This window comes from Halomonas sabkhae (genome assembly GCF_030409265.1).
Taxonomy (GTDB): Bacteria; Pseudomonadota; Gammaproteobacteria; order Pseudomonadales; family Halomonadaceae; genus Halomonas; species Halomonas halmophila.
This window is the reverse complement of the sequence record NZ_JAUFPM010000001.1, coordinates 110,790-136,601: the sequence shown is the minus strand read 5'-3', so window position 1 is coordinate 136,601 and position 25,812 is coordinate 110,790. Positions and strand designations below refer to the sequence as shown.

The window sequence follows — 25,812 nt, the reverse complement described above, 5'->3', positions numbered from 1 at the left end:
CAGGCCGATGGCGAATATGATACTTTATGTCCAGAATCCAGGTACGCCATGCCCGACGTCAGCCGATATGCGGCAATCTCGTGGACACCCCGCGACCGCCTGGGCGTGACGCACAGCCGCCGAAGGGAGAGGCTTGCAGACCATGAGCGACGAGACCGTCAAGAAGATAGTCAGTGGTGACAAGTACCGGAACGAACACGGTGCCACCGCCATCAAGGACGGCATGAAACAACGCAGCCGGCCGGAGGAGGACAATCCCTCCCTGGGGCGCAAACCCAAGTGGCTACGCGCCCAGATTCCCGGTGGCGAACGCTTCGATGCCGTGAAGCGCAATGTCGATGAACATCGTCTGAGCACCGTCTGCGCCGAATCCCACTGCCCCAACATGGGCGAGTGCTGGAGCAACGGCACGGCCACCATCATGCTCATGGGCTCGGTGTGCACCCGCGCCTGCCGCTTCTGTGCCGTCGATACCGGCAATCCCAAGGGATGGCTGGACAGCGACGAACCCCAGAATACCGCCAAGTCTGTCGAGCTGATGGGGCTGCGGTATGTCGTGCTGACCTCGGTGGACCGCGATGACCTGGAGGATGGCGGCGCCACCCATTACGCCGACTGCGTGCGTGCCATCAAGGCGCGCACACCGGAGGTCGCCGTGGAGGCCCTGACACCGGACTTCGATGCCGAGCCCGCGGCGGTCGAGCGTGTGGTCGACTCCGGCCTCGAGGTGTTCGCCCAGAACGTCGAGACCGTCGAGCGCCTGACCAGTCGCGTGCGCGACCCGCGTGCCGGCTATCGCAAGACGCTGGACGTACTGGCCCACGCCAAGCGTCATCGTCCCGGCATCATCACCAAGACCAGCCTGATGCTCGGCCTCGGCGAAACCGAGGAAGAGATTCTCCAGACCTTCGATGACCTGCGCGAGATCGGCGTCGATATCGTCACTCTGGGACAGTACCTGCGTCCGACCCGCAATCACCTTCCGGTGGAACGCTGGGTCACCCCGGAGGAGTTCGAACGCTACCGTCAGCTCGGCCTCGAGAAGGGCTTCATGGAAGTTCCCTCCGGCCCGCTGGTGCGCTCCAGCTACCGGGCCGACCGCGTCTTCGAGAACAACAACCTGGGCCTCGAGCTGGCCAGCCCGGGCACGGTTCCCGGCCAGGCCGAGGAAGCGGACCCCAACCTGATTCCCGCCCTCAACGTCGGCTGAGTACAGCCACCCGCGATACCGCAACGCCGCCCCTGGTGGGCGGCGTCCGCTCTCCTGCTTGTGACGTCAGGGCTCAGGCCGAGACGGCCGGCGTCTCGACAAAGCGCAACTCGCGTCCCAGCTCGTGGGCCAGGCACTCTGCCAACCGCGTCGCGGTGGTCGCCATGTCCGGCGGCGATGCCACCAGATCCGCCACCCGAGTCATCGCCATGCCAGCATAGCCGCAGGGGTTGATGCGCTGGAAGGGTGCCAGATCACCGTCAACGTTGAGCGCCACGCCGTGGAAACTGCCACCATGGCGAATGCGCAGGCCCAGAGACGCAATCTTCGCCTCCCCGACATAAACGCCGGGTGCGTCCGGTCGAGCACGCGCCTCGATGTCCAGTTCGGCCAGCAGGGCAATCACCGCCCGCTCCAGGCAATTGACCAGCTCGCGCACGCCGATGCCTGCCCGGCGCACATCCAGCAGCGGATAGGCGACGACCTGGCCGGGGCCATGATAGGTGACCTGCCCGCCGCGATCCGTGGCCACGACCGGAATGTCACCGGGCATCAGCAGGTGTTCCGGCTTGCCGGCACGTCCCTGGGTGAACACCGGGTCGTGCTCGACCAGCCACAACTGATCCGGAGTCTCGGCATCGCGCTGGTCGGTGAGCTCACGCATCGCCTGCCAGACGGGTTCATAGGGGCGCCGTCCCAGGCGATGTACCTGAATGGGCTCCACGTCACACCACCATGTGGACGAGGCCACTGGCCTTCAACTCATGAAACAGCGCCTTGAGCTGCTCCTCGCCGGTGGCCCGGATGGAGAAACGCACCGACTGGAAGCGGCCGTTGCGACTGTCGATGACCTCGATGCGCTGCGGATCGAAGGACGGGTCATGGCGTGACACGGTCTCGCGGACCATATCGACAAACCCCTCCACGGCATCGCCCACCACCTTGATCGGATAGTCGCAGGGGAAGGTGATTTTCGGTGGTTCGGCCTGTGTGGTCGTCTGGTTGGCTTGACGCAGATCGCGTCGGGTCTTGTCGTTCATCCCGCACCTGAGTGGAAGTATCTTCCCCCATTCTACGCCAGCGCCGCTTCACCACCAAGACAACGGCAAGGCGCCGATCATCAGCGCCTGCCGGAGTCCGCGAAGCAGCGTGGGTCACACGCTGTCAACCGAACCAGCCACTCCACAGGTCGGAGAAGAAGCGGCTGACCTTGTCGATCATGCGCTTGAAGAAGCCGCCCTCCTGGACCTCCTCGAGCGCCAGCAGATCACGCTTGCCGACGACCTCATCGCCCAGTCGCACCTCCATGCTGCCGACGGTCTCGCCGGCACTGATGGGAGCAGTCAGCCCCTTGCGAATATCGAGCTTGGCCGTCAGTTCTTCATTGCGATTGCGCGGCACCGTCATGAAGACATTCTCCTCGACACCGACCTTCAGCTCGTCCTTGTCACCTTCCCAGACCCGAGAGGTGTTGAGCACCGCGCCCTTGTCATAGAGCTTGAGGGTCTCGAAGTAACGAAAGCCATAGCTCAACAGCTTCTGACTCTCCTGGACCCGCGCCTCGGAGGATGCCGTGCCCATGACCACCGCGATCAGGCGCATGTCCTGACGCTTGGCCGAGGACACGAGGCAGTAGCCGGCGGCCTCGGTCCAGCCGGTCTTCAGGCCATCGGCCGTGCTGTCACGCCACAGCAGACGGTTGCGATTGGGCTGTTCGATGCCACCGTAGGTGAACTGCTTTTCGCTGTAGGTCGCGTAATGCTTGGGATAGTCATTGATGATGTGACGCGACAGCAGGGCCAAATCACGGGCCGAGGAGTAATGGTTATCGTGGGGCAGCCCGGTGGGGTTGACGAAGTTGGTGTTCTCCATGCCCAGCCGCGCGGCATGCTGGTTCATGATATCGGCGAACGGCTCGACACCGCCGGCCAGGTACTCGGCCATGGCGACACTGGCATCATTGCCCGACACGATGATGATGCCATGCAGGAGCTCGCTGACCGGTACCCGATCACCGACCTCGATGAACATCTTGGAACCGCCGGTGCGCCAGGCCTTTTCGCTGATCGGCACCTGATCGTCCAGGGAAATATTGCCCTGATTGAGCTCGCGCTCGACCAGGTAGGCCGTCATCAGCTTGGTCAGGCTGGCCGGCGGCAGGCGCTCATCCGGATTGTGCTGGGCCAGGATGCGACCACTGCCGGCATCCATCAGGATCCAGGAGGTCGCCGCCAGACGCGGCGGAGCCGGAATCATGGTCTGTGGCTGGGGTTGCGCCTGGGGCTGTGGCTGCGGAGACGGAGTCGACTCCTGAGCCTGAAGCGGCATGGCGATCAGTGACCAGCATGCCAGCAGAACCGGCATCATGCGGCGGGGGGAAAACGAGCGCGACACTTTCATGGAAGTTAATCTCTTCGGGTACATCACTGGATGAACAATTCTGGGGATGCCGATCACTCGGCACCATCGACGATAAAGGCCTGGTCGAAGCCGACGCGGCTCAACTGGCCACGCACGGCACTCACCTGGTCGGCGCGTTGCAAGGGGCCGACCTGGACGCGATACAGGTCCTCGGCGCTGGCGACCCGGACCGGCTGCGAAAGGCTGCCTTCCAGGCGCGTCTTCAAGGCGCGGGCGCCATCTGCCGACCCCAGTGCCGCCACCTGCAGATAGACCGGCGCCGCGTCCAGGCGGTCGCCAGTGGCGTCGTCCGTGCGAGCCGTCGAGCCTTCGGGCTCGCTACCCTGACGCGCCTGCCAGGCTTTGGGGTCGATTGCCTCGACCCTGACACGGCCCGTGCCGTGATCGACGATGTCCAGTCGCGATGCCGCGGCATAGGACAGGTCGATTTCCCGCTCACTGTGGAAGGGGCCGCGGTCATTGACGCGCACGATCACCGAACGCCCATTGTCCAGACTGGTCACGCGCGCAAAGGTCGGCAAGGGCAGGGTTCGATGCGCCGCGCTCATCTTGTACATGTCATAGATCTCGCCGTTCGACGTCGCATAGCCATGAAACTTCTTGCCGTACCACGACGCCGTACCACGACGTTCATAGCCACTGGCATCGGGCAGCACGTGGTATGTCTTGCCCCACACTTCGTACTCCGAGGTGTTGCCGGCACGCGAGGGCGCTTCAGGGCGCGGCACGGCATCCGGTACCTGGCTGACGTCCGGGGGTTGTTCAGGATAGGCATCACTCGACATGGCATAACGGCCCCCGGCGGTACCCTCGGCCGCTGCCTGACCCGACTGCTCCGCGGGCGGGGCCTGGTGCCCGCCATCACTGGCACAGCCTGCCAGCAGTAACCCGGCACAGACGATACTCAACCTCGACTTCATGGACGCTCCTCGGGCTCGAAGGCGGTCGCCTCGAACCAGCCGTCCGGCTCGCCACGCTGCTCGGCGATCGCCTCGGCCAGCTCGGTGACCGCCATGGCATACAGATAGCTGTGGTTGTAACGGGTGATCACATAGAAGTTATTCAGGCCCAGGCGGTAATCGACGCTACCGTCGGCCTGCTCCAGTGCCAGCGGAATCACCCGGACATCCGGGGCGATCGAGCCGACGGGCTCGATGCCCGCGTCGCGCAGGTCGGCTACCGAGGCATAGGGCTTGCGGTCCGTGTTGAAGTCGATGCCGGATGGCGGCGTGGCCGGCCCCTCTGCCTCCTGGTAGATGGCCTCCCCGCCCCGCCAGCGATGCTCGGCAAAGTAGTTGCCGATACTGCCGATGGCATCCACCGGGTCCGTCCACAGATTGCGCGCACCATCATCGTTGAAATCCACGGCATAGGCGCGATAACTGGTGGGGATGAACTGCGGGTAGCCCATGGCGCCGGCATAGGAGCCTTCCAGCGACCCCGGTGCCACACCCTGCTCGTGGGCAATCTCCAGAAAGGCCGCCAGCTCGCCACAGAAGAAACTGCCGCGCGACTCATGGTGAAAGGCCAGGGTCGAGAGCGAGTCCAGCACCCGGTGATCGCCCTTCACTTCACCGTAGCGCGTCTCGACACCCAGCACGGCAGCGACGACTTCGGCCGGTACCTGATACTCACGCTGTACACGTTCGAAGGCATCCTGATGCTGCTCGATGAAGCGCACGCCCTTGGCGACGCGTTCATCATCGAGAAAGATATCCCGATATTCGTGCCACACCATATGGTATTCGGCGGCACCGGACATGGCATCCAGCACTTCCTGACTATACTCGGCCTGCTGCATGGCGTCTTCCAGCCAGGCCCGGTCAACGCCCCGGGCACTGACTTCGTCGACCAGCGCCTTGACATCGCCCTGGCGCGGTTCGAAATCGGCGGCCGAAGCCGTGGCGCAGGACACCACCAGACAGCCCCCGGCCAGCCAGGCCCACCTCAAGCGTCGCGACATCCCGGTCATCCTGTTGTCTCCCTCGAATCCTTGGCCTGCCTGCTGTCTAGCGTGGCAGCAGACGGCGGTGAGAATGAATCGCCATGAGAATACCGAAACCGGCCAGCAAGGTCACGCTGGAGGTTCCCCCAAAACTGACCAGCGGCAGCGGGACGCCCACCACCGGCAGTATACCGCTGACCATGCCGATGTTGACAAAGACATAGATAAAGAACGTCAGGATGATGCTGCCGGCCAGCAGGCGGCCGAAGCTTTCCTGAGCGATGCTGGCCAGCCAGAGTCCGCGACAGACGATCAGCAGGTACAGCAGGAGAAACACCAGCATGCCGATCAGGCCGAATTCCTCGCCGAGAACGGCGACGATGAAATCGGTGTGGCGCTCCGGCAGGAATTCCAGCTGTGACTGGGTACCCTGCAGCCAGCCCTTGCCCCAGAGCCCGCCACTACCGAGAGCCGTGGTGGACTGGATGATGTTCCAGCCGGCGCCCAGTGGGTCACTCTCCGGCGACAGGAAGGTCAACACCCGCTCGCGCTGATAGGCATGCATGTTCATCCACAGCAATGGCAGGGCGGCTGCCATCATCACGGCCAGCGTAAAGATGATGCGCCACGACAGGCCAGCCAGCAGGATCACGAACACCGCCGAGGTCGCCACCAGCAGGGAGGTCCCCAGATCCGGCTGGCCCGCGATCAGCATTACCGGCACGCCCACCAGGACGATGCACACCACCAGCTCGCGCAACCGGGGTGGCAATGGGCGACGACACAGCCAGGCCGAGACGACCAGCGGCATGGCCAGCTTCATCATTTCGGAAGGCTGAAAGCGGATCACGCCGGGGATAACCAGCCAACGCTGAGCGCCCATGCCCATGTCGCCCAGGACCTCGACGGCCACCAGCATCAGCACCCCCAGCAGATACACTGGCAAGGCCCAGCGATACAGCGTCGCCGGGGAAAATTGTGCCACCACCACCATGACCACCAGGGCCACGCCGAAACGCAACGCCTGGGCAATGACCAGATCAAGGCTTTGACCTCCGGCGCTGTAAAGCACCACCAGGCCGGCCAACATCAACACCAACAGCATTCCGAGCAACCACGGGTCCAGGTGAATGCGCTGCCAGATGCTGCGACGTCGCGACATCCCGCTGCGCGGTGGTTGCACCGGATGCCCGCGCCCTCCCAGGGGCAGATCGAACCGGGTCATCCCTGCTCTCCTTGCTCTGACGAGGTCGACTCGGGCGCTGCATCGCCCACCTCTTGCGGCTTGCCGGCATTGCGCTCGAGCAACCAGAAATCGGTCATCGAGCGGGCCAGCCCCGCGGCATGACTGCTGCCGCCGCCGGCATTCTCGACGATCACCGACACCGCGATCTGCGGGTCCCCTACCGGCGCGAAGGCCGTGAACAGGGCATGATCCCGCAGCCGCTCCTCGAGCTCCTCGGCGTTGTACTCTTCATTCTTGCCCAGTGAAAACACCTGGGCCGTTCCCGACTTGCCGGCCAAGCGGTATTCGAGGTCGGTGCCGGAGCGCCGTGCCGTGCCCTCGTTACCCGACAGCACCGCCTCCATGCCGGAAAATATCTCATCCCACCAGCGATCATTGGACAATTCGATGTCCGCCGGGGTCTCGGGTAGCTCCACGGGCACCGGCTCATCTCCGACTTCGGCGGCGAGCCGCGGCTGAACCCAGTCGCCGCGATTGGCCAGCACGCCCGTGGCCGTCGCCAGTTGCAGGGGCGTGATCTGCAGATAGCCCTGTCCGATGCCGACCGACAGGGTCTCGCCGGGATACCAGGACTCGCCGAAGCGTTCCCGCTTCCATTCGCGGGACGGCAGCAGTGCCTTGCCCTGACCATGAACGTCATGGGCCGTGCGCTGGCCGAAACCGAAGCGTGCAAGATTGTCATGGATGCGGTCGATGCCCAGATCATGCGCCAGGGAATAGAAGTAGGTGTTATTGGAGACCTCCAGGGCACGCTCCAGGTCCACACGCCCATGTCCCCAGCGCAGCCAGTTGCGATAGCGCCGATCATCATTGGGCAACTGGTAATAGCCCGGGTCATAGATAGTCTCCCCGGGGGTGATCATCCCTTCCCGCAGCCCGGCCAGGGCCATGAACGGCTTGATGGTCGAACCGGCCGGATAGCTACCGCGACTGGCTCGATTGAACAGCGGCAGGTCCAGGTCTTCCTGCAGGGCCCGGTAGGACGCCACATCGATACCCGTGACGAACTGATTGCTGTCGAAGCCGGGTACCGAGACCATGGCCAGGATCTCGCCCGTCTGCGGGGCAATGGCGACGATGGCACCACGACGGCCGTCGAGCAGTTCGACGGCATGCTGCTGCAGGGGCTTGTCCAGGGTCAGCGTCAGATCCTTGCCGGGCTCCGGATCGGTATGGTCGAGCTCGCGCAGGGCGCGTCCACGGGCATTGGTTTCCACCTTGCGCAGGCCGGCCTTGCCATGCAGCTGCTCTTCGTATTGCCGCTCGACGCCGGTCTTGCCGATGAAGTGCGTGCCGGCATAATTGCCGCTGTCCAGCCGCTTGAGCTCTTCGCTGTTGATGCGCCCGACATACCCCAGCACATGCGACATCAACTCGGCATCCGGGTAGTAACGCAGCAGCTGCGCCTCGACCTCGACGCCCGGTAGACGGTAGCGATTGACGGCCAGTCGGGCGATCTGTTCCTCGTTCAGATCGCTAATCAGCAACGCCGGCTGAAAGGGGCGCTGGCGCTGGCGCGAGCGTTCGCGGAAGGCCTTGACTTCCTCGTCGGGCAACTCGAGCAGATCGACCAGCAACGACAGCGTCTTGTCCAGGTCATCGACCCGCTCGCGTACCAGCGTCAGATTGTAGGTGGGACGGTTTTCCGCCAGCAGTTTGCCGTTGCGGTCATAGATCAAGCCACGGGTCGGCGGCAACGGTTCGACGCGTACCCGGTTCTTCTCCGAGCGCGTGCTGAAGACTTCATGCTGGACCACCTGCAGATAGAAGAGTCGCCCACCCAGCAGCCCGGTCAACAACAGCACCACCACCAGCGCCATCAACGCTCGTATACGAAAGACCCGCAGCTCGTGTTGGGGGTTCTTCAGGGTGTCGCGTTGCTGACGCATGCTGGGAGGGGCCCTCGGAACGTGCGGTGTCGCTCAACGGTGATACGGATGGCCGACCATCAGGGTCCAGGCACGGTACAGCTGCTCGGCCAGCAGAATGCGCACCAGCGGATGCGGCAGGGTCAAGGGCGAGAGTGACCAGCGCTGATCGGCCCCGGCCGACAGCGAAGCCTCGAGCCCGTCCGGCCCGCCGACCAGCAGCACCAGATCCCGGCCGGCGAACCGCCATTGATCGGCCTGCTCGGCGAGCTGCTCGGTACTCCAGGCCTTGCCGCCCACCTCGAGGGCGACGATGTGCTCGTTGCCCTTGAGGCGTGCCCGAATCCGCTCTGACTCCTGGGCCATGGCACGGCGCGTGTCGGCGTTCTTGCCCCGAGCACCGGGCGCGATTTCCTCGATTTCCAGGGCAAAGTCTCGCGGCAGGCGCTTGCGGTACTCCTCGACCCCCTGGGTCACCCAGTCGGGCATGCGGGTCCCCACCGCCAGCAGACGCACCTTCATGAAGTACCGTTCGCCTCTTCCTCGCGCCGCGGCAGGCCGTCGGTGGGCAGGTCGGCCCAGAGTCGCTCGAGATCATAGAGGGCGCGAGTGTCGGGCATCATCAGGTGCACCACGACATCGCCAAGGTCCACCAGGACCCATTCCGCGCCGCTTTCGCCTTCGACACCCAGAGGCGGCACGCCCTCGTCCTTGGCCGTCTTGATCAGGTTGTCAGCGAGAGCCGCCAGATGGCGATTGGAGGTACCACTGGCCACCACCATCAGCTCGGTCACGCTGGTCATCCGGGACACATCGAGTTGCACGATGTCCCGGGCCTTGAGTTCCTCCAGTGCATCGATCACCAGAGTCTTGAGTGCGTCGCTGTGCATACCCTTCGTGTCTGCCCTCGTCAGCAGGAAATGTGATCAACCATTGTACCGGCTCGAGCGGCACATGGCAGTGCCCCGGGAGCCGCAAAGGCTGAATTTTCGTCGATTGCCATGCCGCAGGCCGCCCGGCGCCCTACCGGGGTCGCGAGCGCGATCGATACAGACCGTGTGCCAGCAGGTGCGACTCCACGGCTTCGGGCAGCAGGTAGCGCACACTCTCGCCCTCGGCCAGGCGACGCCGGATCTCGGTGGCCGAAATGGCCATGCGCGACGGCAGGGTCAGGCGCAGCAGGTGACCGTGCGGCGACGCCATCAGGTCGGCCACCCCATCGACCTCACGGCCGGCCAGGAGTTCACTCAGTGCCTGCGGCAAGGGCGCCTCATGATCGGGACGGTCGATCACCACCAGGTTGGCCAGCTCGAACAGGCGGTGGGGATGGCGCCACTCGGGCAGGCGCATGAAGGCATCATGCCCGAGCACCATGACCAGTCGCGCCGCCTGACCGTATTCATCACGCAGTTCGGCCAGGGTATCGGCCGTGTAGGAAGGGCCACTACGGCCGAACTCGCGGGCGTCGGCGACCAGCCCCGGAGTGTCACCGATGCCCAGGCGCAGCAGCGCCAGGCGCTCCTCGGGCGCGATCCGGGGCGAGTCGCGCAGCGGCGAACGTGCCGCAGGCACCATGTGCAGGTGGTCCAGGCCCAGCGCTTCCTGCAGCTCGACCGCGCTGCGCAGATGACCGAGATGCACCGGATCGAAGGTGCCTCCCAGCATGGCAATGCGGCGGGGTCGGCTTGCCTCAGCCACGAACCTGGCCATCCCCGAACACCACATACTTGCGCGTGGTCAGTCCCTCGAGGCCCACCGGCCCACGGACATGCAGACGGTCGGTGGAAATGCCGATTTCGGCACCCAGCCCGTATTCGAAACCATCGGCGAACCGCGTCGAGGCATTGACGATCACCGAGCTGGAATCCACTTCGGCCATGAAGCGCCGGGCCAGACCATAATGCTCGGTAACGATGGCATCGGTATGACGCGAACTGTAGCGCTCGATGTGCGCCAGCGCGGACTCGACCCCATCGACCACGCGAATCGCCAGCACCGGGGCCAGATACTCGGCCGCCCAGTCGGCCTCGCTGGCCGGCAGTGCCTGCGGCAATGTCCGGCAGGTGCGTTCACAGCCACGCAGCTCGACGCCATGTTCGGCAAAGGCCGCCGCCAGGCGGGGCAACAGGCTGTCGGCCACGGCGGCGTCGACCAGCAGTGTCTCCATGGTATTGCAGGTGCCGTAGCGCTGCGTCTTGGCATTGATGGCAATGGCCAGCGCCTTGTCGGCATCGGCCGTGGCATCTATATAGACGTGACAGACCCCGTCGAGGTGCTTGATCACCGGCACGCTGGCTTCCCGGGAGATACGCTCGATCAACGACTTGCCACCCCGCGGGATGATCACGTCGACGTATTCGGGCATGCCAATGAGACGCCCGACCGCCTCGCGGTCGGTAGTGGCCACGACCTGCACGGCCGCCCGGGGCAACCCGGCCTCCTCGAGGCCGCGAGCGATGCAGTCGGCCAGGGCGGCATTGGACTCCCTGGCCTCGGAGCCGCCGCGCAGAATGCACGCATTGCCGGACTTAAGGCACAGGCTCGCGGCTTCCAGGGTGACATTGGGGCGTGATTCGTAGATGATACCGATCACGCCGAGCGGCACCCGCATCTGCCCCACCTGGATGCCGCTGGGCCGGGAGCGCAGGCCATCGACCTCCCCCACCGGATCCGGCAGCGCGGCCACCTGACCGAGCCCCTCGATCATGGCGTCGAGGCGTGCGTCATCCAGCGCCAGCCGATCGAGCAGGGCAGCGTCCAGGCCATGACGACGCCCCGCTTCCAGATCGCGGGCATTGGCGGCCAGCACCTCGGCCCGCGAGGCCTCGAGATGACGGGCCATGGCGTTGAGCGCGGCATTCTTGGCCGCCGTGTCGATGCGCCGCATGGCGGTCGCCGCCTCGCGCGCGGCCAGACCGAGACGCTCCATGTAGGCCTCGACATCCTCGATGTCGGTCGCCCGGGGCGTTTCGCTGGCAGAATGTGTGGCGTTCGCAGTCATGCCGTAACTTTTCTCCTGAAAATGGATCGCCGCCGTCGCGGCCACATTCGCGTGCACCGCGGAGCTTCCCATACTAAGTCACCATGCTCAGCATGTACAAAGCCGGCTAGACGCGCCCCGCCTCCGCCATGGCGGCCTCACCGGCAAAGTGAACGCCTCTTGAGCCAGTGGCCGCCTATCGGTTATACCGCTCTATCCACCGGCCCGACGCACAACGTCGGCCCTTCGACGCCTGGAGTGCGCCTTGAGCCTTACCGATGCCTTTTATCAGCTTTCGCCCTCACCGCCCCTGCTGCTGGTCATCGTGGCGATCATTGCCTTGATCGAGTCCCTGGCACTGGTAGGCCTGGTGGTGCCCGGCGTGGTGTTGATCACGGCCGCCGCCTCGATGGCCGGGCATCAGGAGCTGAGCGTGGCCATCGTCATGCTCGCGGCTTTCTGCGGCGCCGTGGCCGGTGACGGCGTGAGCTTCTGGCTGGGCTATCGGCATCGACGCCAAGTGCCCGGCTGGTGGCCCTTCTCGCGTCACCCGGAGTGGCTGTCGCGCGGGGCGAAATTCTTCCAGCGCTACGGTGCCTTTTCCGTCGTGCTGGGACGCTTCGTCGGTCCGGTGCGCCCGATCATCCCGCTGATCGCCGGCATGCTGCACATGCCACCACGCCGGTTCGTGTGGGCCAATTTAATATCCGCAGCGCTCTGGGCGCCTGCCTACGTGCTGCCGGGCTACCTGCTCGGCCATGCCTGGCAACGCCTGCCGGGGCTACCCGAAGCACTCGAGCCCTGGCTGGCCGGGCTCGGCATCGCCGTCGTGGCACTGGCACTGGTCTTTTCCTGGCTGCGCCATCAGACCTACCGTGACGGCCACGTGTATCGCGGTCTGGTGCGCCTGGCTCGCCACACATCCGTCGGCCGCCTGATATGGCGCGTGCTGGTAATGCAGCGCAACAGCGAGCCGCCCCTGGCCAGCTGGCTGTTGCTGCTGGCCTCGCTGGCCGCACTCTGCGCCTGGACGCTGATCGTCCTGCAGCACAACGGCCCCATGCCCATGGACCGACAGCTGCATGCGCTGCTGGACAGCCTGTCCATGCCGGCACTGCGTGAGCTGGGATACCTGCTGGCCGAGGTCGGCGACCTCCTCGGCATCATCGCCCTGGTAATGCCCTGGGCCGGCTGGTGGTTATGGCACAAACGCTGGGATGTCCTCGGCCATTTCGGCGGCGGCCTGCTGGCCATCGCCGGTCTCAATGTGCTCGGCAAGGCCTTGATCGGCCGGGCCAGGCCCACCACCCCGGAACACCTCAGCGGCTCCATGGCCTACCCCAGCGCCCACACCTCGACCTCGGTGGTGCTGCTGGGCATGGCGGCCGCCTTCCTGGCCCGCGAGCTGCCTCCCCGGTACCGCTTCTGGGCCTACTGGGCTGCCATCGCCCTCGCCGTACCCATGGCCCTCTCCCGCCTGCTCATCGGCGTGCACTGGCTGAGCGACCTGATCGGCGGCGCCCTGCTCGGCCTGGTCGTCTGCGCCCTGGTACAACTGTCCTGGCAACGCCGCCAGCGCCCCCGACTGGCCCCCGGGCCCTGGCCGCTGATCGCCACCGCCTCGCTCGCCCTGCTCACCGCCCGACTCATCTGGATGGGGCCGGCGTAAGAGTGAAGAGTGAAGAGTGAAGAGTGAAGAGTGAAGAGTGAAGAGTGAAGAGTGAAGAGTGAAGAGTGAAGAGTGCCAGGCTAGCCCCAGGGTTGGGAGCGTCAAGGTTTGTCTTCCCTCTTCAAGGCGCGCAGCGCCGTTCTTCCCTCTTCATTCTTTGAAGGCGCGTAGCGCCGTTCTGCCCTCTTCATTCTCGAAGCGGCTGGAGCCGCTTTTTTCAGCCTACCGCCAGCCACAGTCCGACGCCGACCATCAGGGTGCCGGCGATGCGGTTGAGCAGGCGGACGTTGCGGCTCTTGCCGAGCAGGTGCCGCAGGGTCTGGCCGCCGGTGGCGTAGGTCAACAGGGCCAGGAACTCGATGCTCAGGATGAGCGTCACCAGCAGCGCCAATTGGCCGGTCAGCGGGCGCGAGGCGTCGAGGAAAGGCGGCAGCAGGGCCACGAAGAAGGCCCAGCCCTTGGGGTTGGCGACGGCGGTGACGAAGCCCTGCACGGCGAGCTCGCGACGCCCCGCCCGGTTGCCGGCACCGACCTGGTCGGGAACCGCCATGCGTCCCCGGGACCGCCACATCATCACCCCCAGATACACCAGGTAGGCGCCACCCAGCCACTTGAACACCGCGAACAGGGCCGGCTGCTGGAGCATCAGGGCGGCCACGCCGGCCCCGGCCGAGGCGGCCACCAGGCCGACCCCCAGCAGCTCGCCCACCATCATCCACAGTGTATGCTTCACGCCCTGGGTCATGCCCAGCACCATGGCCAGCGTCATGCACATGCCGGGCGTCAGCGAAACCAGCAGGAAGGTCGGCACGAAGACCGAGAGCAGGGAAGGATTGAGCATCGTCTGTTTCTCTAGTGGCGAGGCGATATCCGACGTATCTTGACCGGGATATGTGTCGGGCAGCTTACGCTTCCGTCCCCCAGGCCGGCATCAACTCATGCGCGATCCCCAGTTGATTGAGAATGCGCGCCACGATGAAGTCGATCATGTCGTTCACGCTGGCGGGTCTATGATAGAAGCCGGGCGCCGCCGGCATCACCACGGCGCCGAGACGTGTCAGGTCGAGCATGTGCTGGAGATGAATGGCGGACAGCGGGGTCTCGCGCGGCACCAGTATCAGCTGGCGGCGCTCCTTGAGGGCCACGTCGGCCGCCCGCTCGATCAGGTTGTTGCTGGCCCCGCAGGCCACGGCCGACAGGGTGCCGGTGGAACACGGACAGATGACCATCGCCGAGCTCGCCCCGGAGCCCGACGCGACCGGCGCCATCCAGTCCTCGCGCGCAAAGCAGCGGATCTGCCCCGGACGCGCCCCGCAGCGCTCGATCAAGGCCGCCGCCAGACGTTCCGGCTTCGCCGGCAGGTCCACATCGGTCTCGGTGGCAATCACCATGTGCGCCGCCTTGGAGATCATTACCCAGACTTCGCGCTCGGCCGCCACCAGCACCTCGATCAGGCGCAGTCCGTACTGCGCCCCGGAGGCGCCGGTCATCGCCACGCTGACGGGGGCGTGAAATTCACCCACCATGCTTGTCCTCCAGTGCGTTCAACAGCCGCTCGTGAATGCCACCGAAACTGCCGTTGGACATGACCACGATGCGGTCGCCGGCGCGTGCCTCGCCGACCAGGCAGGTTATCAGGTCATCCAGTTCGGTGAACTCCCGGCTCGGCGTGGTCGCCGCCTCGATCACCGGCGCCAGCTGCCAGTCCAGTTCCGCCGGTCGATACCAGAACGCCAGGTCGGCGCTGTCGACACTGGCCGCCAGGCGTTCCCGCAGCGTGCCCAGGCGCATGGTATTGGAGCGCGGCTCGACCACCGCGAGCAGGCGCCCTCCGGCATCGCCGGCGCTAAGCCCCTCGAGGGTCGTGGCGATCGCCGTGGGATGATGGGCGAAGTCATCGATCACGCTGATGCCGGCCACCTCGCCGCGCAGCTCCTGACGCCGGCGCGGTGCCTCGAAGCGCGACAGGGCCCGTGCCGCCGTTGCCACGTCGACACCACAGGCATGCGCGGCGGCAATGGCCGCCAATGCATTGCGCGCATTGTGCGTGCCGCTCAGCGACCAGTCGACACGTGCGGGGGCGGCTTGCTCGTCGGCGCGGCGGGACACGCTGAAGCCGGCGGCATCGGCGCGCTCCAGCGTCAGACGCCAGTCACTGGCAGCGGCTTGACCGAAGCGTTCCACCGGCGTCCAGCAGCCCTGTTGCAGGACGCGTTCCAGCGCGGGTTCACCATCCGCCACCAGCAGCTTGCCCTTGCCCGGCACCGTGCGCACCAGATGATGAAACTGGCGCTCGATGGCCGCCAGATCGTCGAAGATATCCGCGTGATCGAACTCCAGGTTGCCCAGCACCGCGATATCGGGACGGTAATGCACGAACTTGGAACGCTTGTCGAAAAAGGCCGTGTCGTATTCATCGGCCTCGACCACGAAGGGTGCATCGGGCGCGCCGAGCCGCGCCGAGACCCCGAAGTTGCGCGGCACACCACCGATCAGGAAGCCCGGCGACTGCCCCGCCGCCTCGAGCAACCAGGCCACCAGGCTGGCCGTGGTGGTCTTGCCATGGGTGCCGGCCACCGCGACCACGCGGCGCCCGGGCAGCACCTGCTCGGCCAGCCACTGCGGCCCGGAGGTATAGGGCAGGCCCAGGTCCAGCAGCGCCTCGACCTCGGGGTTGCCCCGCGACACGGCGTTGCCGACCACCACCAGATCCGGCCGGGGTTCCAGGTTGGCCGCCGCATAGCCTTCCATCAGGCTGATGCCCGCCTGCTCGAGCTGCGTGCTCATGGGCGGATAGACGCCGGCATCGGAACCGCTGACCCGCACTCCCTGCTCGCGCGCCAGCAAGGCCAGACTGCCCATGAAGGTACCGCAGATGCCGAGAATATGAAGGTGCATGCTGTCTCCGCTGCAAGAAGGTGTCAGTCGGCCTGGAAAAGCGGCAGACTAGCATGGCACCCGCGCCCTCTCCAGCCAACCGGCTGCCGGGGCAGACAATCGTCACAGGATGCAGTGCCGGTGGTGATAGGCTAGAATCCACGCCTGCCCAACCTCCTTGGCGGCGCCGCAGCACGACGGCCCGGTCGTCGGCGGCACGCCCCAGATGCGACCAGCAACAGGATAGCTACATGGCACAGCACAATGCCTTTTACGCCCAGTCCGGCGGTGTCACAGCCGTGATCAATGCCAGTGCCTGCGGCGTCATCGAGGCCTGCCGTCGTCACAGCGACCGAATCGGCAAGGTCTATGCCGGCCACAACGGCATCATCGGCGCCCTGACCGAGGACCTCATCGACGTCAGCCAGGAAAGTGACGAGACCATCGCCGCCCTGCGTCACACCCCTGCAGGTGCCTTCGGCTCGTGCCGCTACAAGCTCAAGGACATCGAGACGCATCGCGCGCAATACGAGCGCCTCATCGAGGTCTTCAAGGCCCACGATATCCGCTACTTCTTCTACAACGGCGGTGGCGACAGCGCCGACACCTGCCTCAAGGTCTCCCAGCTTTCCGAAAAGATGGGATATCCGCTGACCGCCATCCATGTGCCCAAGACGGTCGACAACGACCTGCCGATCACCGACAACTCGCCGGGCTTCGGCAGCGTCGCCAAGTACATCGCCACTTCCACCCTGGAAGCCTCGCTGGACATCGCCTCGATGAGCGCCACCTCCACCAAGGTCTTCGTGCTGGAAGTCATGGGCCGGCATGCCGGCTGGATCGCCGCCGCCGGGGCCCTGGCCGGCCAGGGCGAAGGGGATCCCCCGCACCTGGTCATCTTCCCCGAGATCCACTTCGACCGCGAGGCCGTGATGGCCCGGGTCCAGGAGTCGGTGCAGGAATATGGCTACTGCGTCATCGTGGTCTCCGAAGGGGCTCGCTACGAAGACGGCACCTTCCTCGCCGACTCGGGCAATACCGACGCCTTCGGCCATCGCCAACTGGGCGGCGTGGCCCCGACCCTGGCCGGCATGATCAAGCAGGACCTGGGCTACAAATACCACTGGGCGGTGGCCGATTACCTGCAGCGCGCCGCCCGGCACCTGGCCTCACGCACTGACGTGGAGCAGGCCTACGCCGTCGGCGAGAAGGCCGTCGAACTGGCCCTGGACGGCCAGAACGCGCAGATGCCGGCCATCAAGCGAACCAGCGAAGATCCCTATGCCTGGACCGTGGAACCGGCACCGCTGGCCGAGGTGGCTAACCAGGAAAAATTCATGCCGCGTGACTTCATCCGCGAAGACGGCTTCGGCATTACCGAAGCAGGCCGCCGCTACCTGGCCCCGCTGATCCAGGGCGAAGACTTCCCGCCCTTCGACAACGGCCTGCCCAGAGTCGCCAAACTGGCCAAGCACCGCGTCGAACGCAAGCTGCCGGAGTTCAAGATCTAGCGACAGCCGCGAGGCGCGAGTTGCGAGAAACGAGCGGCGGGCAGTCAGCTCGTAGCTCGTAGCTCGTAGCTCGTAGCTCGTAGCTCGTAGCTCGTAGCTCGTAGCTCGTAGCTCGTAGCTCGTAGCTCAGCGTAACAACCACGACAACACCAGCAGCAACATCAACAGGCCTGCCACTGCCTGCCAGAAGCGCGTCGGCGTGCCGCTGCCGTGGCGGGCTGCCGGGTCCCGGGACTCCTTGCCCGGTGTCCGCAGGGCGTGCAGAAATTCCGACAGGCGGCGGAAGCGCAGGGCCCGTTGCGGGGCCAGTGCACGCTTCAGGGCTCCATCCAGCGCCGGTGAGACTTCGGGGTTCAGCGTTCGCGCACTGCGGTAGGTCATCTGCTCCATATCGGTATGGTGCAGCAGCTCGCGGGTCGGCAGGGCATAGGGGAACTCGCCGGTCAACAACCAGTAGATCGTCGACGCCAGCGAGTACTGGTCGCTGCGCCGGCCGACTTCATCATCCAGGGCGTACTCGGGGGCGCTGTGCGCGGTCAGGCCGACCTGGCGCACCAGGGTCCGCGAGCGCCGATGACCGTCCACATCACGCAGATGGCAGGCACTGAAATCGGCCAGCACCACCTGGCCGTGCCGGTCGATGAGCACATTGTCGGGATGCACCTGCTGATGCAGCAGGTCCCGATGATGCAGGGCCTGCAGGGCCTTGCCCATCTGCACCGCGATATCCAGACGCTGAGCCAGGCTCGCCTGGGGATGCCGGTGGGCCCAGTCGGTCAGGGTCTCGCCCTCGACATGGGCCATCAGATAATAGAGATAGCGTCGCGGGCGTGACGGCTGCATGACCTTGACTACGAAGGGCGAATGCACCCGTTCCACCACCCACTGCTGAAGCAGGAAGTGCTCAAGGTAGGCATTGCGCGTGGAAAGCTCGGGGCTCGGTGCCTTGAGCACCATGTCACGCTCGTTGCGCAGGTCACGCACGCGATACACCCGCGACTGGGCCGTCCGCGACAGCACCGAGACCACTTCCATGCCGTCCAGGCGCTCGCCGATGGCCAGCTCGGGCGGGATGGGCAGATCACCATAGACCTTGTCGGGGCTGTCGACGTCTTCCGCCGGCAGTTCATCGATGCGCACCAGCTGAAAGCAGAACTGATCACCGCCGTAGCCGCGTTCCTGAGCGCGTTGCTGGGCCGTCCGGGCCAGGCGTTCGCAGGCGGCATCCAGGTCACTGACATCCTGACGGATCAGCCCGACATAGTCCGACGGCATCAGGGTGCCCTGCACGGCCTGAGTGGTGAACAGGAAGATATCGCCCTGCTTGAGCGGCATCTGCACGTAGTCGATGTCGATACGGGCGTCCATGCCGAGCGCCCGGGAGGGATAGTGATAGCCGCCGATGTCGGTGACATGATCCCGCGACAGCTGCTCGAACTCGGCTCCGCGCAAGCGGAATACCAGGGTATCGCCGAGATGAAACAGGTGCGCCTCCTGACCCCGATAGACCATGGCCGACAGGGAGCTGACATAGCTGCCGTTACTGACCTGATGACTCAGGCCATAGCACCAGCCATTGAGGGCGGTCAGTACCCGATTGGCCGATGTCTTGACGTCCCAGTGGTCAGGGGTCGAGAAATAGTCGGCCAGAAAGCCGCGCACACTGATATCCCCCGCCTGCTTGGCCAGGGAGTTGCGCATGGTGGAGTCACTGATCAGGGCACAGGCACCCTTCGTCGCCCATTGTGGCGCCTCCGGCGTCTGCACCGACATCGAGCTGCGATGCCGCCGCTTGTCCGGGACCACGAAGGCTTGACCATAACTCAGTGACAGGGTTGCGGATGCCAAGACATTCTCCTCGGGCTGGCGGCGAATCGCCGGGGTAGCCGGCTCGACACCGGGCCATCATACACGTCGACCGCGATACTGGCTTGTGCCGGCAGGCCCCCGAATCCGGACCGGGCGCTGCACAGGGGCCGCGCCGCCCTGCCGCCATGACTGAGGCCAATTGGGTATTGGTAATCGCCTGGACGGCTTCGTATAATTCGGCCACTTGCGGGCAACAGCCCCGACATTCGCCAGAGAAGGACGATCTCATGAACTTCGATAACATCCCCGCCGGCAAGGATCTGCCCAACGACGTCTATGTGGCGATCGAGATCCCGGCCAATCATTCTCCGGTCAAATACGAGATCGACAAGGACATGGGCGCCCTGCTGGTCGATCGTTTCATGGCCACGCCGATGTTCTACCCGGCCAACTATGGGTTCATTCCGCACACTCTGGCCGATGATGGGGATCCCCTGGATGCCCTGGTTGTCACCCCGTATCCGGTCACCCCGGGCAGCGTGATTCGCGCCCGCCCGGTGGGCATCCTCAACATGACCGATGAAGCCGGTGAAGATGCCAAGCTGGTCTGCGTACCGCATTCCAAGCTGTCCAGCCTGTATGACGACATCCACGAGGTCACCGACCTGCCCGAGCTGCTGCGTCAGCAGATCGCGCACTTCTTCGAGAACTACAAGGATCTCGAGAAAGGCAAGTGGGTCAAGGTCGAATCCTGGGAAGGCTCCGAAGCGGCGCGCAAGGCGATCGACAAGTCCGTGGATGCCTATCAGAAAGCCTGACCACCGCGTCCGCTACGCCAGCAAGAGGGCCGTCGCATGACGGCCCTCTGTCGTTGCATCCCCGCCAAGACCCAGCCTGACATGGCCGGGGCCGGCCTACTCGTCGGCCGTTGCGTGCGGCGGCTCACTGGTAGTCGTGGCGTTTTCGCCCGCGGCATCCGGCGCCGCTGATTCGGCCGCCAGCCCATCGGAGAGCTCACGCACCAGATCACGCGCCTTCAGCACATGGCTGGCCATCACCAGGGAATGATTGGCAAAGATACCGAAGCCGGAACCATTGAGCACGACCGGGCTCCAGAGCCGCCGCTGACTGCGCTCCAGTTCCACGATCAGTGCATCCCAGGCGTCGGAAAGCCCCGCGGCCTCGATCCGGGCACGCTCATCCTGGCGTACCGCCGTCAGCAGGTGGCGCAATGCCCATGTCTGCCCGCGAGCCTCGAAGAAGACGTTGTCGACCCGGTACCAGGGCGTGGGCTCAGGCAGCGATTCCACCGGAATCCCCAGCTCGGCGAGCCGCCGGGTATCACCGACACTGGCCGACAGTTGAACGCCCAGTGCATCCAGGTCGGTCGCGACCCGCGCCAGCCAGTTCGCCAGACCGGTCGAGTCCTCCCGCGCCGTGGCGGCCGACGTCTGCGCCAGTGCCTCGATGGCGCGACGCAGGTGGTGCTCGGTGGACGGATAGAACCAGTTCCGCCCATTGCCACGCAGGCTGACCGCCGCCGATTCGAGCCCATCGGCCGTACCGTCCACCAGGGATGGCAGGGCCGCCACCAGCCCGCGAGTCTGGTGCAGGACACCCAGTTCCCAGGCCGGCATGTTATCCAGCCACAGGCCCGGCGGCGCAATGTCATTGCGCAGGTAGCCACCCGGCTTGTCGAGCAGGGTCTGCAGGGTGGCCTGCACCTGCGCCAGCGTCGCCATCTCGCCGTCGGCCTGCTCCAGCGCCGCCTCGCCGCCTGCTGCCGGGTGACTCGGTGTGCGACTCCACCAGATGCCCAGCGCCAGGGTCACGACCAGATACAGCACCAGCAACACCAGCAATGGCTTCCAGATCCAGCCATACTGAGGGCGTTCCAGCACCTCGACCTTGCGACGCCGATGCGCCGTTTCCTTGCTCGTCAATCCCATTTGCCTGTTCCCGAAAGGGAAACACTGCTTAAATGCCTGCGCATGCAAATCACGGCGTTACGCGGTGCTCGAAAACTCGCCTAACTATTTGTTATGTCTCGCTTTCTGTGCTCCGTGCGCCTTGCGCTTCACTATGCTCGGCGATTTATTCAGCGCTTCCAAAGATGGTGGTGCCGAACGTCGTGTCACGCCGACACTCGACTGCGTTATCCTGATGCCTCAACGACGCCATCGCCACTGAGCATAGCGGCCCTGGCGCGGAACCCCAAGTCATCAGGCGTGTCTCAAGCGCGCCACCCCGGCGCTCCTGCGCGGAAAATGACCTGCAACCCGGTGGATAAGGATCACAACCTTGGTGTCCCAGCTTCGTCGTTTCAGCCTCTGCTGCCTGCTGCTACTGCTGGCCTTGCCGGCTTACGCTGACTGGTTTTCTGCCGATACACAATCGGACTTTCTGCCTGTCGAACAAGCCTTTCAGCCCACTGCCTGGCATGACGGCGAGACCCTGAAGATCGGCTTCGAAATCGCCCAGGGCTATTACCTCTACCGTCACCGGTTCGACATCAGCGCACCGCACGAGGCAGTCAGGCTCGGCCCGCTCGACCGGCCCCCGGGGCAGGCGAAGACCGACGAGTTCATGGGCGATGTGCAGGTCTTTTATGACCGCGTGGTGCTGAAGGCCCCGATCGAGGCAGCCCGGCAAGGGCCAATGGACGTCGCCCTGACCTTTCAGGGCTGTGCCGACGCCGGGCTTTGCTATCCGCCGCAGACCCTCGAGCTTCAGGCCCCCCAGGGACAGGCGCCCGAGGCCTTCGCGGCCAGCGTCAATGGCGCAGGCCCGGATGATCCCTCCGTTGGCAACGCCGACACCCCCGCGGGCGATGTCGACACCGACACGCCTCTCACGGGCAACGATCTGCGCAGCGCAGACAGCCGCTTCAGCGAGCTGATGCGCACGGCCAGCCTGCCCCTGGTGCTGGGGCTCTTCCTGGTCGCCGGCCTGGGGCTGACCTTCACCCCCTGCGTGCTGCCCATGGTGCCGATCCTGTCATCGATCATCGTCGGCCAGAACCCCAGCCGCCCCCGGGCCTTCCTGCTGTCGGCCAGCTATGTGGCCGGCATGGCCGCGACCTATGCCCTGGTCGGCGTGCTCATGGGGCTCTTCGGGGCCGGGCTGAACCTGCAGGCCAGGCTGCAGTCGGCCCCGGTGCTGATCGGCTTCGCCATCCTCTTCGTGCTCTTTGCGCTGGCCATGTTCGGCGCCTTCGAACTGCGCCTGTCTTCCGCCCTCACCCAACGCCTCGACGCCTGGCAGGACAGGGCAAGGCACAGTGGTCCCCCGGGCCTCGCCCTGGCCGGCGCCCTGTCGGTGCTGGTCGTCTCGCCCTGCGTCTCGGCGCCCCTGGCCGGGGCCCTGGTGTTCATATCGTCCACCGGGGACGCCCTCCTCGGCGGCGCCGCCCTGTTGGCCCTGGCCCTCGGCATGGGACTGCCGCTGCTACTGGTGGGTACCTTCGGCGTGACCCTGCTGCCGCGCACCGGCGCCTGGATGAACGGCGTCAAGACCGGCTTCGGCATACTCCTGCTGGGAGTGGCGATCTGGCTGATCGAGCGCCTGGTGCCGGGCCCGGTCGGCTTGCTGTTGTGGGCCGGCCTGGCAAGCGGCACCGCCATGGCACTGGGAGTGATGAACCCCGGCCAGCCACAGGGCTGGCCCAGAGTGCGACAGGCCGCCGGGGCATTGCTGCTGGTATGGGCCATCGCCCTGGTCATCGGTGCCGCACGCGGTGCCGGCGACCCTCTGCAACCCCTGGCCGCGGCCCATCAGGCGACGGCAAGCGACGACCGGGCCGCGGCGACGGAGGACGTCAGCGTGGTGCATACGCTCGACGAGCTGCAGGCCGCCCTCGAGGCCAGCGACGAGCCCGCCATGGTCAACATCACCGCCGAGTGGTGCATCTCCTGTCAGGTCATGAAGCGTCAGGTCTTTCCGGCCCCGGAAGTGGTCGATGCCCTCGGTCACTTCCGACGCATCGACGTCGACGTCACGCAAAGCGATGCCGCCAGTCGCCGCATTCTGGAACATTTCGACCTCTTCGGGCCGCCCAGCCTGCTGTTCTTCGACGGGGGCGAAGAGATTCGCGCGGCACGCATCCAGGGCGAGGCCGATGCCGCCGGGCTGGCGAGCCATCTCGCGGAAATCCGCAGCTGGCTGGAACGTCATCCGAGCTGAGCCCGGCGCGAAGTGGCGAAAAGTGAACGCTGTTCGTCGCTGGCTGGACATCAAGTTGGATTTTCGGCAAACTCCGCCCACAATAGCCTCGATGGCTTTCATGAGCGGCAAAGCACGCCAACATGCCGCGATCTAATCAGAACTGGCCCGGGTTGACAGCGCCGGGCAGCCCCAGAACCCACTGATCGAGACAACGTCATGGATATCCGAAAGGTCAAGAAGCTGATCGAACTATTGGAAGAGTCGAACATCAGCGAGATCGAGATCCAGGAAGGCGAAGAGTCGGTTCGCATCAGCCGTCACCCGAATGGCACGGAACAGCCCCAGCCCGCCGCGCCTGCCTGGCCGGCACAGGCTCCGGCGCCGGCTGCGCAACCCGCCGCCGAGCCGCAACCGGCGCCCGCCGCCGAAAGCGCGGCCGAGGGGCCCGCCTATCAGGGTCAGGCGGTCGTGTCGCCGATGGTTGGTACCTTCTATCGCGCACCGGCCCCCGGCGCACAGGTCTTCGTCGAAGTCGGCCAGAGCGTCAAGAAAGGCGAGACGGTGTGCATTGTCGAGGCCATGAAGATGATGAACCAGATCGAGGCCGATCGCGACGGCGTCGTTGAAGCGATTCTGGTCGAGGACGGCGAGCCGGTCGAGTTCGAGCAACCGATGGTCGTCATTTCCTGATCTTCCCACAACACTGGCGGATTCCATCATGCTGGACAAGGTTCTCATCGCCAATCGCGGCGAGATCGCCCTGCGCATCCTGCGCGCCTGCAAGGAACTGGGCATTCGAACGGTTGCCGTTCATTCCAAGGCAGACCGCGAACTGATGCACGTTCGCCTGGCCGACGAAGCCGTCTGCATCGGGCCGGCGGCATCGAGCCAGTCCTATCTCAACATTCCCGCTCTGATCAGCGCGGCCGAAGTCACCGACACCAGCGCCATCCACCCCGGCTACGGCTTCCTCTCGGAAAATGCCGATTTCGCCGAGCAGGTCGAGCGCTCCGGCTTCACCTTCATCGGCCCCTCCGCCGAGACCATTCGTCTGATGGGCGACAAGGTGAGCGCCATCAGCGCCATGAAGGAGGCCGGCGTGCCGACGGTGCCGGGCTCCAACGGCCCGCTGGGCGATGACGAGGAAGCCACGCTGGCCACCGCGCGGCGCATCGGTTATCCGGTGATGATCAAGGCGGCCGCCGGCGGTGGCGGACGCGGCATGCGTGTCGTGCATACCGAGGGCCATCTGCTCTCGGCGGTGAACGTGACGCGCACCGAGGCCCACTCGTCGTTCGGCGACGGCACCGTCTACATGGAGAAGTACCTCGAGAACCCGCGCCACGTCGAGGTTCAGGTACTGGCCGATGGTCAGGGCAACGCCATTCACCTGTATGACCGCGACTGCTCCCTGCAGCGTCGTCACCAGAAGGTCCTCGAGGAAGCGCCGGCCCCCGGCCTGGACCAGGAGGCCCGCGAACAGGTGTTCAAGGCGTGCCGGGATGCCTGCATCGAGATCGGCTACCGCGGTGCCGGGACCTTCGAGTTCCTGTACGAGAACGGCGAATTCTTCTTCATCGAGATGAACACCCGCGTTCAGGTCGAGCACCCGGTCACCGAGATGGTCACCGGCGTCGACATCGTCCGCGAACAGCTGCGCATCGCCTCCGGCCTGCCGCTGTCGGTCAGCCAGGACGACATCGAGCTTACCGGCCACGCCTTCGAGTGCCGCATCAATGCCGAGGATGCCCGGACCTTCGTGCCCTCCCCCGGCCGCGTCACCCTCTACCACCCGCCGGGCGGACTGGGCGTGCGCATGGACTCGCATGTCTATACCGGCTATTCCGTCCCGCCCTACTACGACTCCCTGATCGGCAAGCTGATCACCTGGGGGGACGACCGCGAGACGGCGCTGAACCGCATGCGCATTGCCCTGGACGAACTGCTGGTCGAAGGCATCAAGACCAATATCGACCTGCACAAGGACCTGGTGCGCGACGGCTACTTCCAGCAGGGTGGCGTCAACATCCACTACCTGGAAAAGAAGCTCGGCCTCTGATCGAGGCCGATGCGTGCAACCTGTGACGGGGCGGCTTGGGCCGCCCCGTTCTC

General features: G+C 65.4%; 23 protein-coding genes. 7 read left to right on the top strand and 16 right to left on the bottom strand.

The window, feature by feature from the left end:
* Positions 1-142 precede the first annotated feature (142 nt).
* Positions 143-1,210: a lipoyl synthase gene (gene lipA / locus QWY79_RS00565; RefSeq protein WP_290268836.1), complete on the top strand. Its 1,068-nt coding sequence runs from the start codon at positions 143-145 to the stop codon at positions 1,208-1,210.
* 73 nt (positions 1,211-1,283) lie between these two features.
* Here the strand turns inward: lipA and lipB are convergent, their stop codons facing one another.
* The 11 genes from lipB to QWY79_RS00510 form a co-directional block, all read right to left on the bottom strand.
* The gene (lipB, locus tag QWY79_RS00560; RefSeq protein WP_290268834.1) at positions 1,284-1,934 is read right to left on the bottom strand and encodes a lipoyl(octanoyl) transferase LipB; all 651 of its coding nucleotides are present in this window, start codon (positions 1,932-1,934) and stop codon (positions 1,284-1,286) included.
* 1 nt (position 1,935) lies between these two features.
* Positions 1,936-2,250 carry an HP0495 family protein gene (locus tag QWY79_RS00555; RefSeq protein WP_290268833.1) on the bottom strand — a complete coding sequence of 105 codons (315 nt, stop codon included), beginning with the start codon at positions 2,248-2,250 and terminating at the stop codon, positions 1,936-1,938.
* A 124-nt stretch (positions 2,251-2,374) separates the two neighbouring features.
* Positions 2,375-3,610: a D-alanyl-D-alanine carboxypeptidase family protein gene (locus QWY79_RS00550; protein WP_435389737.1), complete on the bottom strand. Its 1,236-nt coding sequence runs from the start codon at positions 3,608-3,610 to the stop codon at positions 2,375-2,377.
* A 53-nt stretch (positions 3,611-3,663) separates the two neighbouring features.
* A complete protein-coding gene (locus QWY79_RS00545; protein WP_290268831.1) occupies positions 3,664-4,551 on the bottom strand; it encodes a septal ring lytic transglycosylase RlpA family protein in 888 nt (295 codons plus the stop codon).
* The gene (gene mltB / locus QWY79_RS00540; protein WP_290268830.1) at positions 4,548-5,603 is read right to left on the bottom strand and encodes a lytic murein transglycosylase B; all 1,056 of its coding nucleotides are present in this window, start codon (positions 5,601-5,603) and stop codon (positions 4,548-4,550) included. Before mltB ends, QWY79_RS00545 begins: the two co-directional genes overlap by 4 nt.
* 37 nt (positions 5,604-5,640) lie before the next feature.
* Entirely contained in the window at positions 5,641-6,801 is a 1,161-nt protein-coding gene (gene rodA, locus QWY79_RS00535; RefSeq protein WP_290268828.1) for a rod shape-determining protein RodA, read from the bottom strand.
* A complete protein-coding gene (gene mrdA, locus QWY79_RS00530) occupies positions 6,798-8,711 on the bottom strand; it encodes a penicillin-binding protein 2 (protein ID WP_290268827.1) in 1,914 nt (637 codons plus the stop codon). The genes rodA and mrdA overlap by 4 nt, the downstream gene beginning before the upstream one ends.
* Positions 8,712-8,744: 33 nt before the next feature.
* Positions 8,745-9,212: a 23S rRNA (pseudouridine(1915)-N(3))-methyltransferase RlmH gene (gene rlmH, locus QWY79_RS00525; protein WP_290268825.1), complete on the bottom strand. Its 468-nt coding sequence runs from the start codon at positions 9,210-9,212 to the stop codon at positions 8,745-8,747.
* A complete protein-coding gene (rsfS, locus tag QWY79_RS00520) occupies positions 9,209-9,580 on the bottom strand; it encodes a ribosome silencing factor (RefSeq protein ID WP_141318014.1) in 372 nt (123 codons plus the stop codon). The genes rlmH and rsfS overlap by 4 nt, the downstream gene beginning before the upstream one ends.
* 133 nt (positions 9,581-9,713) lie before the next feature.
* Positions 9,714-10,400, bottom strand: coding sequence for a nicotinate-nucleotide adenylyltransferase (nadD, locus tag QWY79_RS00515; RefSeq protein WP_290268821.1), 687 nt, complete (start codon positions 10,398-10,400; stop codon positions 9,714-9,716).
* On the bottom strand, positions 10,381-11,691 hold the full coding sequence (locus QWY79_RS00510) for a glutamate-5-semialdehyde dehydrogenase (protein WP_290268820.1): 1,311 nt from the start codon (positions 11,689-11,691) through the stop codon (positions 10,381-10,383). The genes nadD and QWY79_RS00510 overlap by 20 nt, the downstream gene beginning before the upstream one ends.
* Before the next feature lie 244 nt (positions 11,692-11,935).
* On the opposite strand from QWY79_RS00510, the gene QWY79_RS00505 reads away from it, so the two are divergent.
* The gene (locus tag QWY79_RS00505) at positions 11,936-13,339 is read left to right on the top strand and encodes a bifunctional DedA family/phosphatase PAP2 family protein (protein WP_290268818.1); all 1,404 of its coding nucleotides are present in this window, start codon (positions 11,936-11,938) and stop codon (positions 13,337-13,339) included.
* A gap of 217 nt (positions 13,340-13,556) precedes the next feature.
* Here QWY79_RS00505 and QWY79_RS00500 read toward each other — a convergent pair whose 3' ends face one another.
* The 3 genes from QWY79_RS00500 to mpl all read right to left on the bottom strand — a co-directional run bounded on the left by QWY79_RS00500 (position 13,557) and on the right by mpl (position 16,237).
* Positions 13,557-14,180, bottom strand: a complete 624-nt coding sequence (locus tag QWY79_RS00500; protein ID WP_290268816.1) for a LysE family translocator — start codon at positions 14,178-14,180, stop codon at positions 13,557-13,559.
* 64 nt (positions 14,181-14,244) lie between these two features.
* The gene (locus tag QWY79_RS00495; RefSeq protein ID WP_290268814.1) at positions 14,245-14,865 is read right to left on the bottom strand and encodes a flavin prenyltransferase UbiX; all 621 of its coding nucleotides are present in this window, start codon (positions 14,863-14,865) and stop codon (positions 14,245-14,247) included.
* The gene (gene mpl, locus QWY79_RS00490) at positions 14,855-16,237 is read right to left on the bottom strand and encodes a UDP-N-acetylmuramate:L-alanyl-gamma-D-glutamyl-meso-diaminopimelate ligase (protein ID WP_290268812.1); all 1,383 of its coding nucleotides are present in this window, start codon (positions 16,235-16,237) and stop codon (positions 14,855-14,857) included. The genes QWY79_RS00495 and mpl overlap by 11 nt, the downstream gene beginning before the upstream one ends.
* A gap of 230 nt (positions 16,238-16,467) precedes the next feature.
* Between mpl and QWY79_RS00485 the strand changes: the two genes are divergently transcribed.
* Entirely contained in the window at positions 16,468-17,727 is a 1,260-nt protein-coding gene (locus QWY79_RS00485) for a 6-phosphofructokinase (RefSeq protein ID WP_290268809.1), read from the top strand.
* 126 nt (positions 17,728-17,853) lie between these two features.
* On the opposite strand, the gene QWY79_RS00480 is transcribed toward QWY79_RS00485, so the two are convergent.
* Positions 17,854-19,575, bottom strand: coding sequence for a bifunctional protein-serine/threonine kinase/phosphatase (locus QWY79_RS00480; protein ID WP_290268807.1), 1,722 nt, complete (start codon positions 19,573-19,575; stop codon positions 17,854-17,856).
* Between the two features lie 248 nt (positions 19,576-19,823).
* Here QWY79_RS00480 and ppa point away from each other — a divergent pair, with 248 nt between their 5' ends.
* On the top strand, positions 19,824-20,354 hold the full coding sequence (gene ppa / locus QWY79_RS00475; RefSeq protein WP_141317996.1) for an inorganic diphosphatase: 531 nt from the start codon (positions 19,824-19,826) through the stop codon (positions 20,352-20,354).
* Between the two features lie 96 nt (positions 20,355-20,450).
* On the opposite strand, the gene QWY79_RS00470 is transcribed toward ppa, so the two are convergent.
* Complete coding sequence (locus QWY79_RS00470) at positions 20,451-21,485, bottom strand: DUF2333 family protein (protein WP_290268803.1); 1,035 nt, start codon at positions 21,483-21,485, stop codon at positions 20,451-20,453.
* 355 nt (positions 21,486-21,840) lie between these two features.
* On the opposite strand from QWY79_RS00470, the gene dsbD reads away from it, so the two are divergent.
* The 3 genes from dsbD to accC all read left to right on the top strand — a co-directional run bounded on the left by dsbD (position 21,841) and on the right by accC (position 25,759).
* Complete coding sequence (gene dsbD / locus QWY79_RS00465; RefSeq protein ID WP_290268801.1) at positions 21,841-23,718, top strand: protein-disulfide reductase DsbD; 1,878 nt, start codon at positions 21,841-21,843, stop codon at positions 23,716-23,718.
* A gap of 198 nt (positions 23,719-23,916) precedes the next feature.
* The gene (accB, locus tag QWY79_RS00460) at positions 23,917-24,390 is read left to right on the top strand and encodes an acetyl-CoA carboxylase biotin carboxyl carrier protein (RefSeq protein ID WP_141317990.1); all 474 of its coding nucleotides are present in this window, start codon (positions 23,917-23,919) and stop codon (positions 24,388-24,390) included.
* A gap of 28 nt (positions 24,391-24,418) precedes the next feature.
* Positions 24,419-25,759 carry an acetyl-CoA carboxylase biotin carboxylase subunit gene (gene accC / locus QWY79_RS00455; RefSeq protein WP_290268797.1) on the top strand — a complete coding sequence of 447 codons (1,341 nt, stop codon included), beginning with the start codon at positions 24,419-24,421 and terminating at the stop codon, positions 25,757-25,759.
* Positions 25,760-25,812 lie beyond the last annotated feature (53 nt).

What these genes read in the sequence shown, in the direction of transcription:
- mrdA (WP_290268827.1), bottom strand. Translation starts at nt 8,711, where the DNA reads ATGCGTCAGCAACGCGACACCCTGAAGAACCCCCAACACGAGCTGCGG.
- QWY79_RS00485 (WP_290268809.1), top strand. Translation starts at nt 16,468, where the DNA reads ATGGCACAGCACAATGCCTTTTACGCCCAGTCCGGCGGTGTCACAGCC.
- QWY79_RS00470 (WP_290268803.1), bottom strand. Translation starts at nt 21,485, where the DNA reads ATGGGATTGACGAGCAAGGAAACGGCGCATCGGCGTCGCAAGGTCGAG.
- rlmH (WP_290268825.1), bottom strand. Translation starts at nt 9,212, where the DNA reads ATGAAGGTGCGTCTGCTGGCGGTGGGGACCCGCATGCCCGACTGGGTG.
- QWY79_RS00545 (WP_290268831.1), bottom strand. Translation starts at nt 4,551, where the DNA reads ATGAAGTCGAGGTTGAGTATCGTCTGTGCCGGGTTACTGCTGGCAGGC.
- QWY79_RS00555 (WP_290268833.1), bottom strand. Translation starts at nt 2,250, where the DNA reads ATGAACGACAAGACCCGACGCGATCTGCGTCAAGCCAACCAGACGACC.
- QWY79_RS00495 (WP_290268814.1), bottom strand. Translation starts at nt 14,865, where the DNA reads ATGGTGGGTGAATTTCACGCCCCCGTCAGCGTGGCGATGACCGGCGCC.
- nadD (WP_290268821.1), bottom strand. Translation starts at nt 10,400, where the DNA reads ATGGCCAGGTTCGTGGCTGAGGCAAGCCGACCCCGCCGCATTGCCATG.
- ppa (WP_141317996.1), top strand. Translation starts at nt 19,824, where the DNA reads ATGAACTTCGATAACATCCCCGCCGGCAAGGATCTGCCCAACGACGTC.
- QWY79_RS00550 (WP_435389737.1), bottom strand. Translation starts at nt 3,610, where the DNA reads ATGAAAGTGTCGCGCTCGTTTTCCCCCCGCCGCATGATGCCGGTTCTG.
- accC (WP_290268797.1), top strand. Translation starts at nt 24,419, where the DNA reads ATGCTGGACAAGGTTCTCATCGCCAATCGCGGCGAGATCGCCCTGCGC.
- rsfS (WP_141318014.1), bottom strand. Translation starts at nt 9,580, where the DNA reads ATGCACAGCGACGCACTCAAGACTCTGGTGATCGATGCACTGGAGGAA.
- QWY79_RS00500 (WP_290268816.1), bottom strand. Translation starts at nt 14,180, where the DNA reads ATGCTCAATCCTTCCCTGCTCTCGGTCTTCGTGCCGACCTTCCTGCTG.
- mpl (WP_290268812.1), bottom strand. Translation starts at nt 16,237, where the DNA reads ATGCACCTTCATATTCTCGGCATCTGCGGTACCTTCATGGGCAGTCTG.
- accB (WP_141317990.1), top strand. Translation starts at nt 23,917, where the DNA reads ATGGATATCCGAAAGGTCAAGAAGCTGATCGAACTATTGGAAGAGTCG.
- mltB (WP_290268830.1), bottom strand. Translation starts at nt 5,603, where the DNA reads ATGACCGGGATGTCGCGACGCTTGAGGTGGGCCTGGCTGGCCGGGGGC.
- lipA (WP_290268836.1), top strand. Translation starts at nt 143, where the DNA reads ATGAGCGACGAGACCGTCAAGAAGATAGTCAGTGGTGACAAGTACCGG.
- QWY79_RS00510 (WP_290268820.1), bottom strand. Translation starts at nt 11,691, where the DNA reads ATGACTGCGAACGCCACACATTCTGCCAGCGAAACGCCCCGGGCGACC.
- rodA (WP_290268828.1), bottom strand. Translation starts at nt 6,801, where the DNA reads ATGACCCGGTTCGATCTGCCCCTGGGAGGGCGCGGGCATCCGGTGCAA.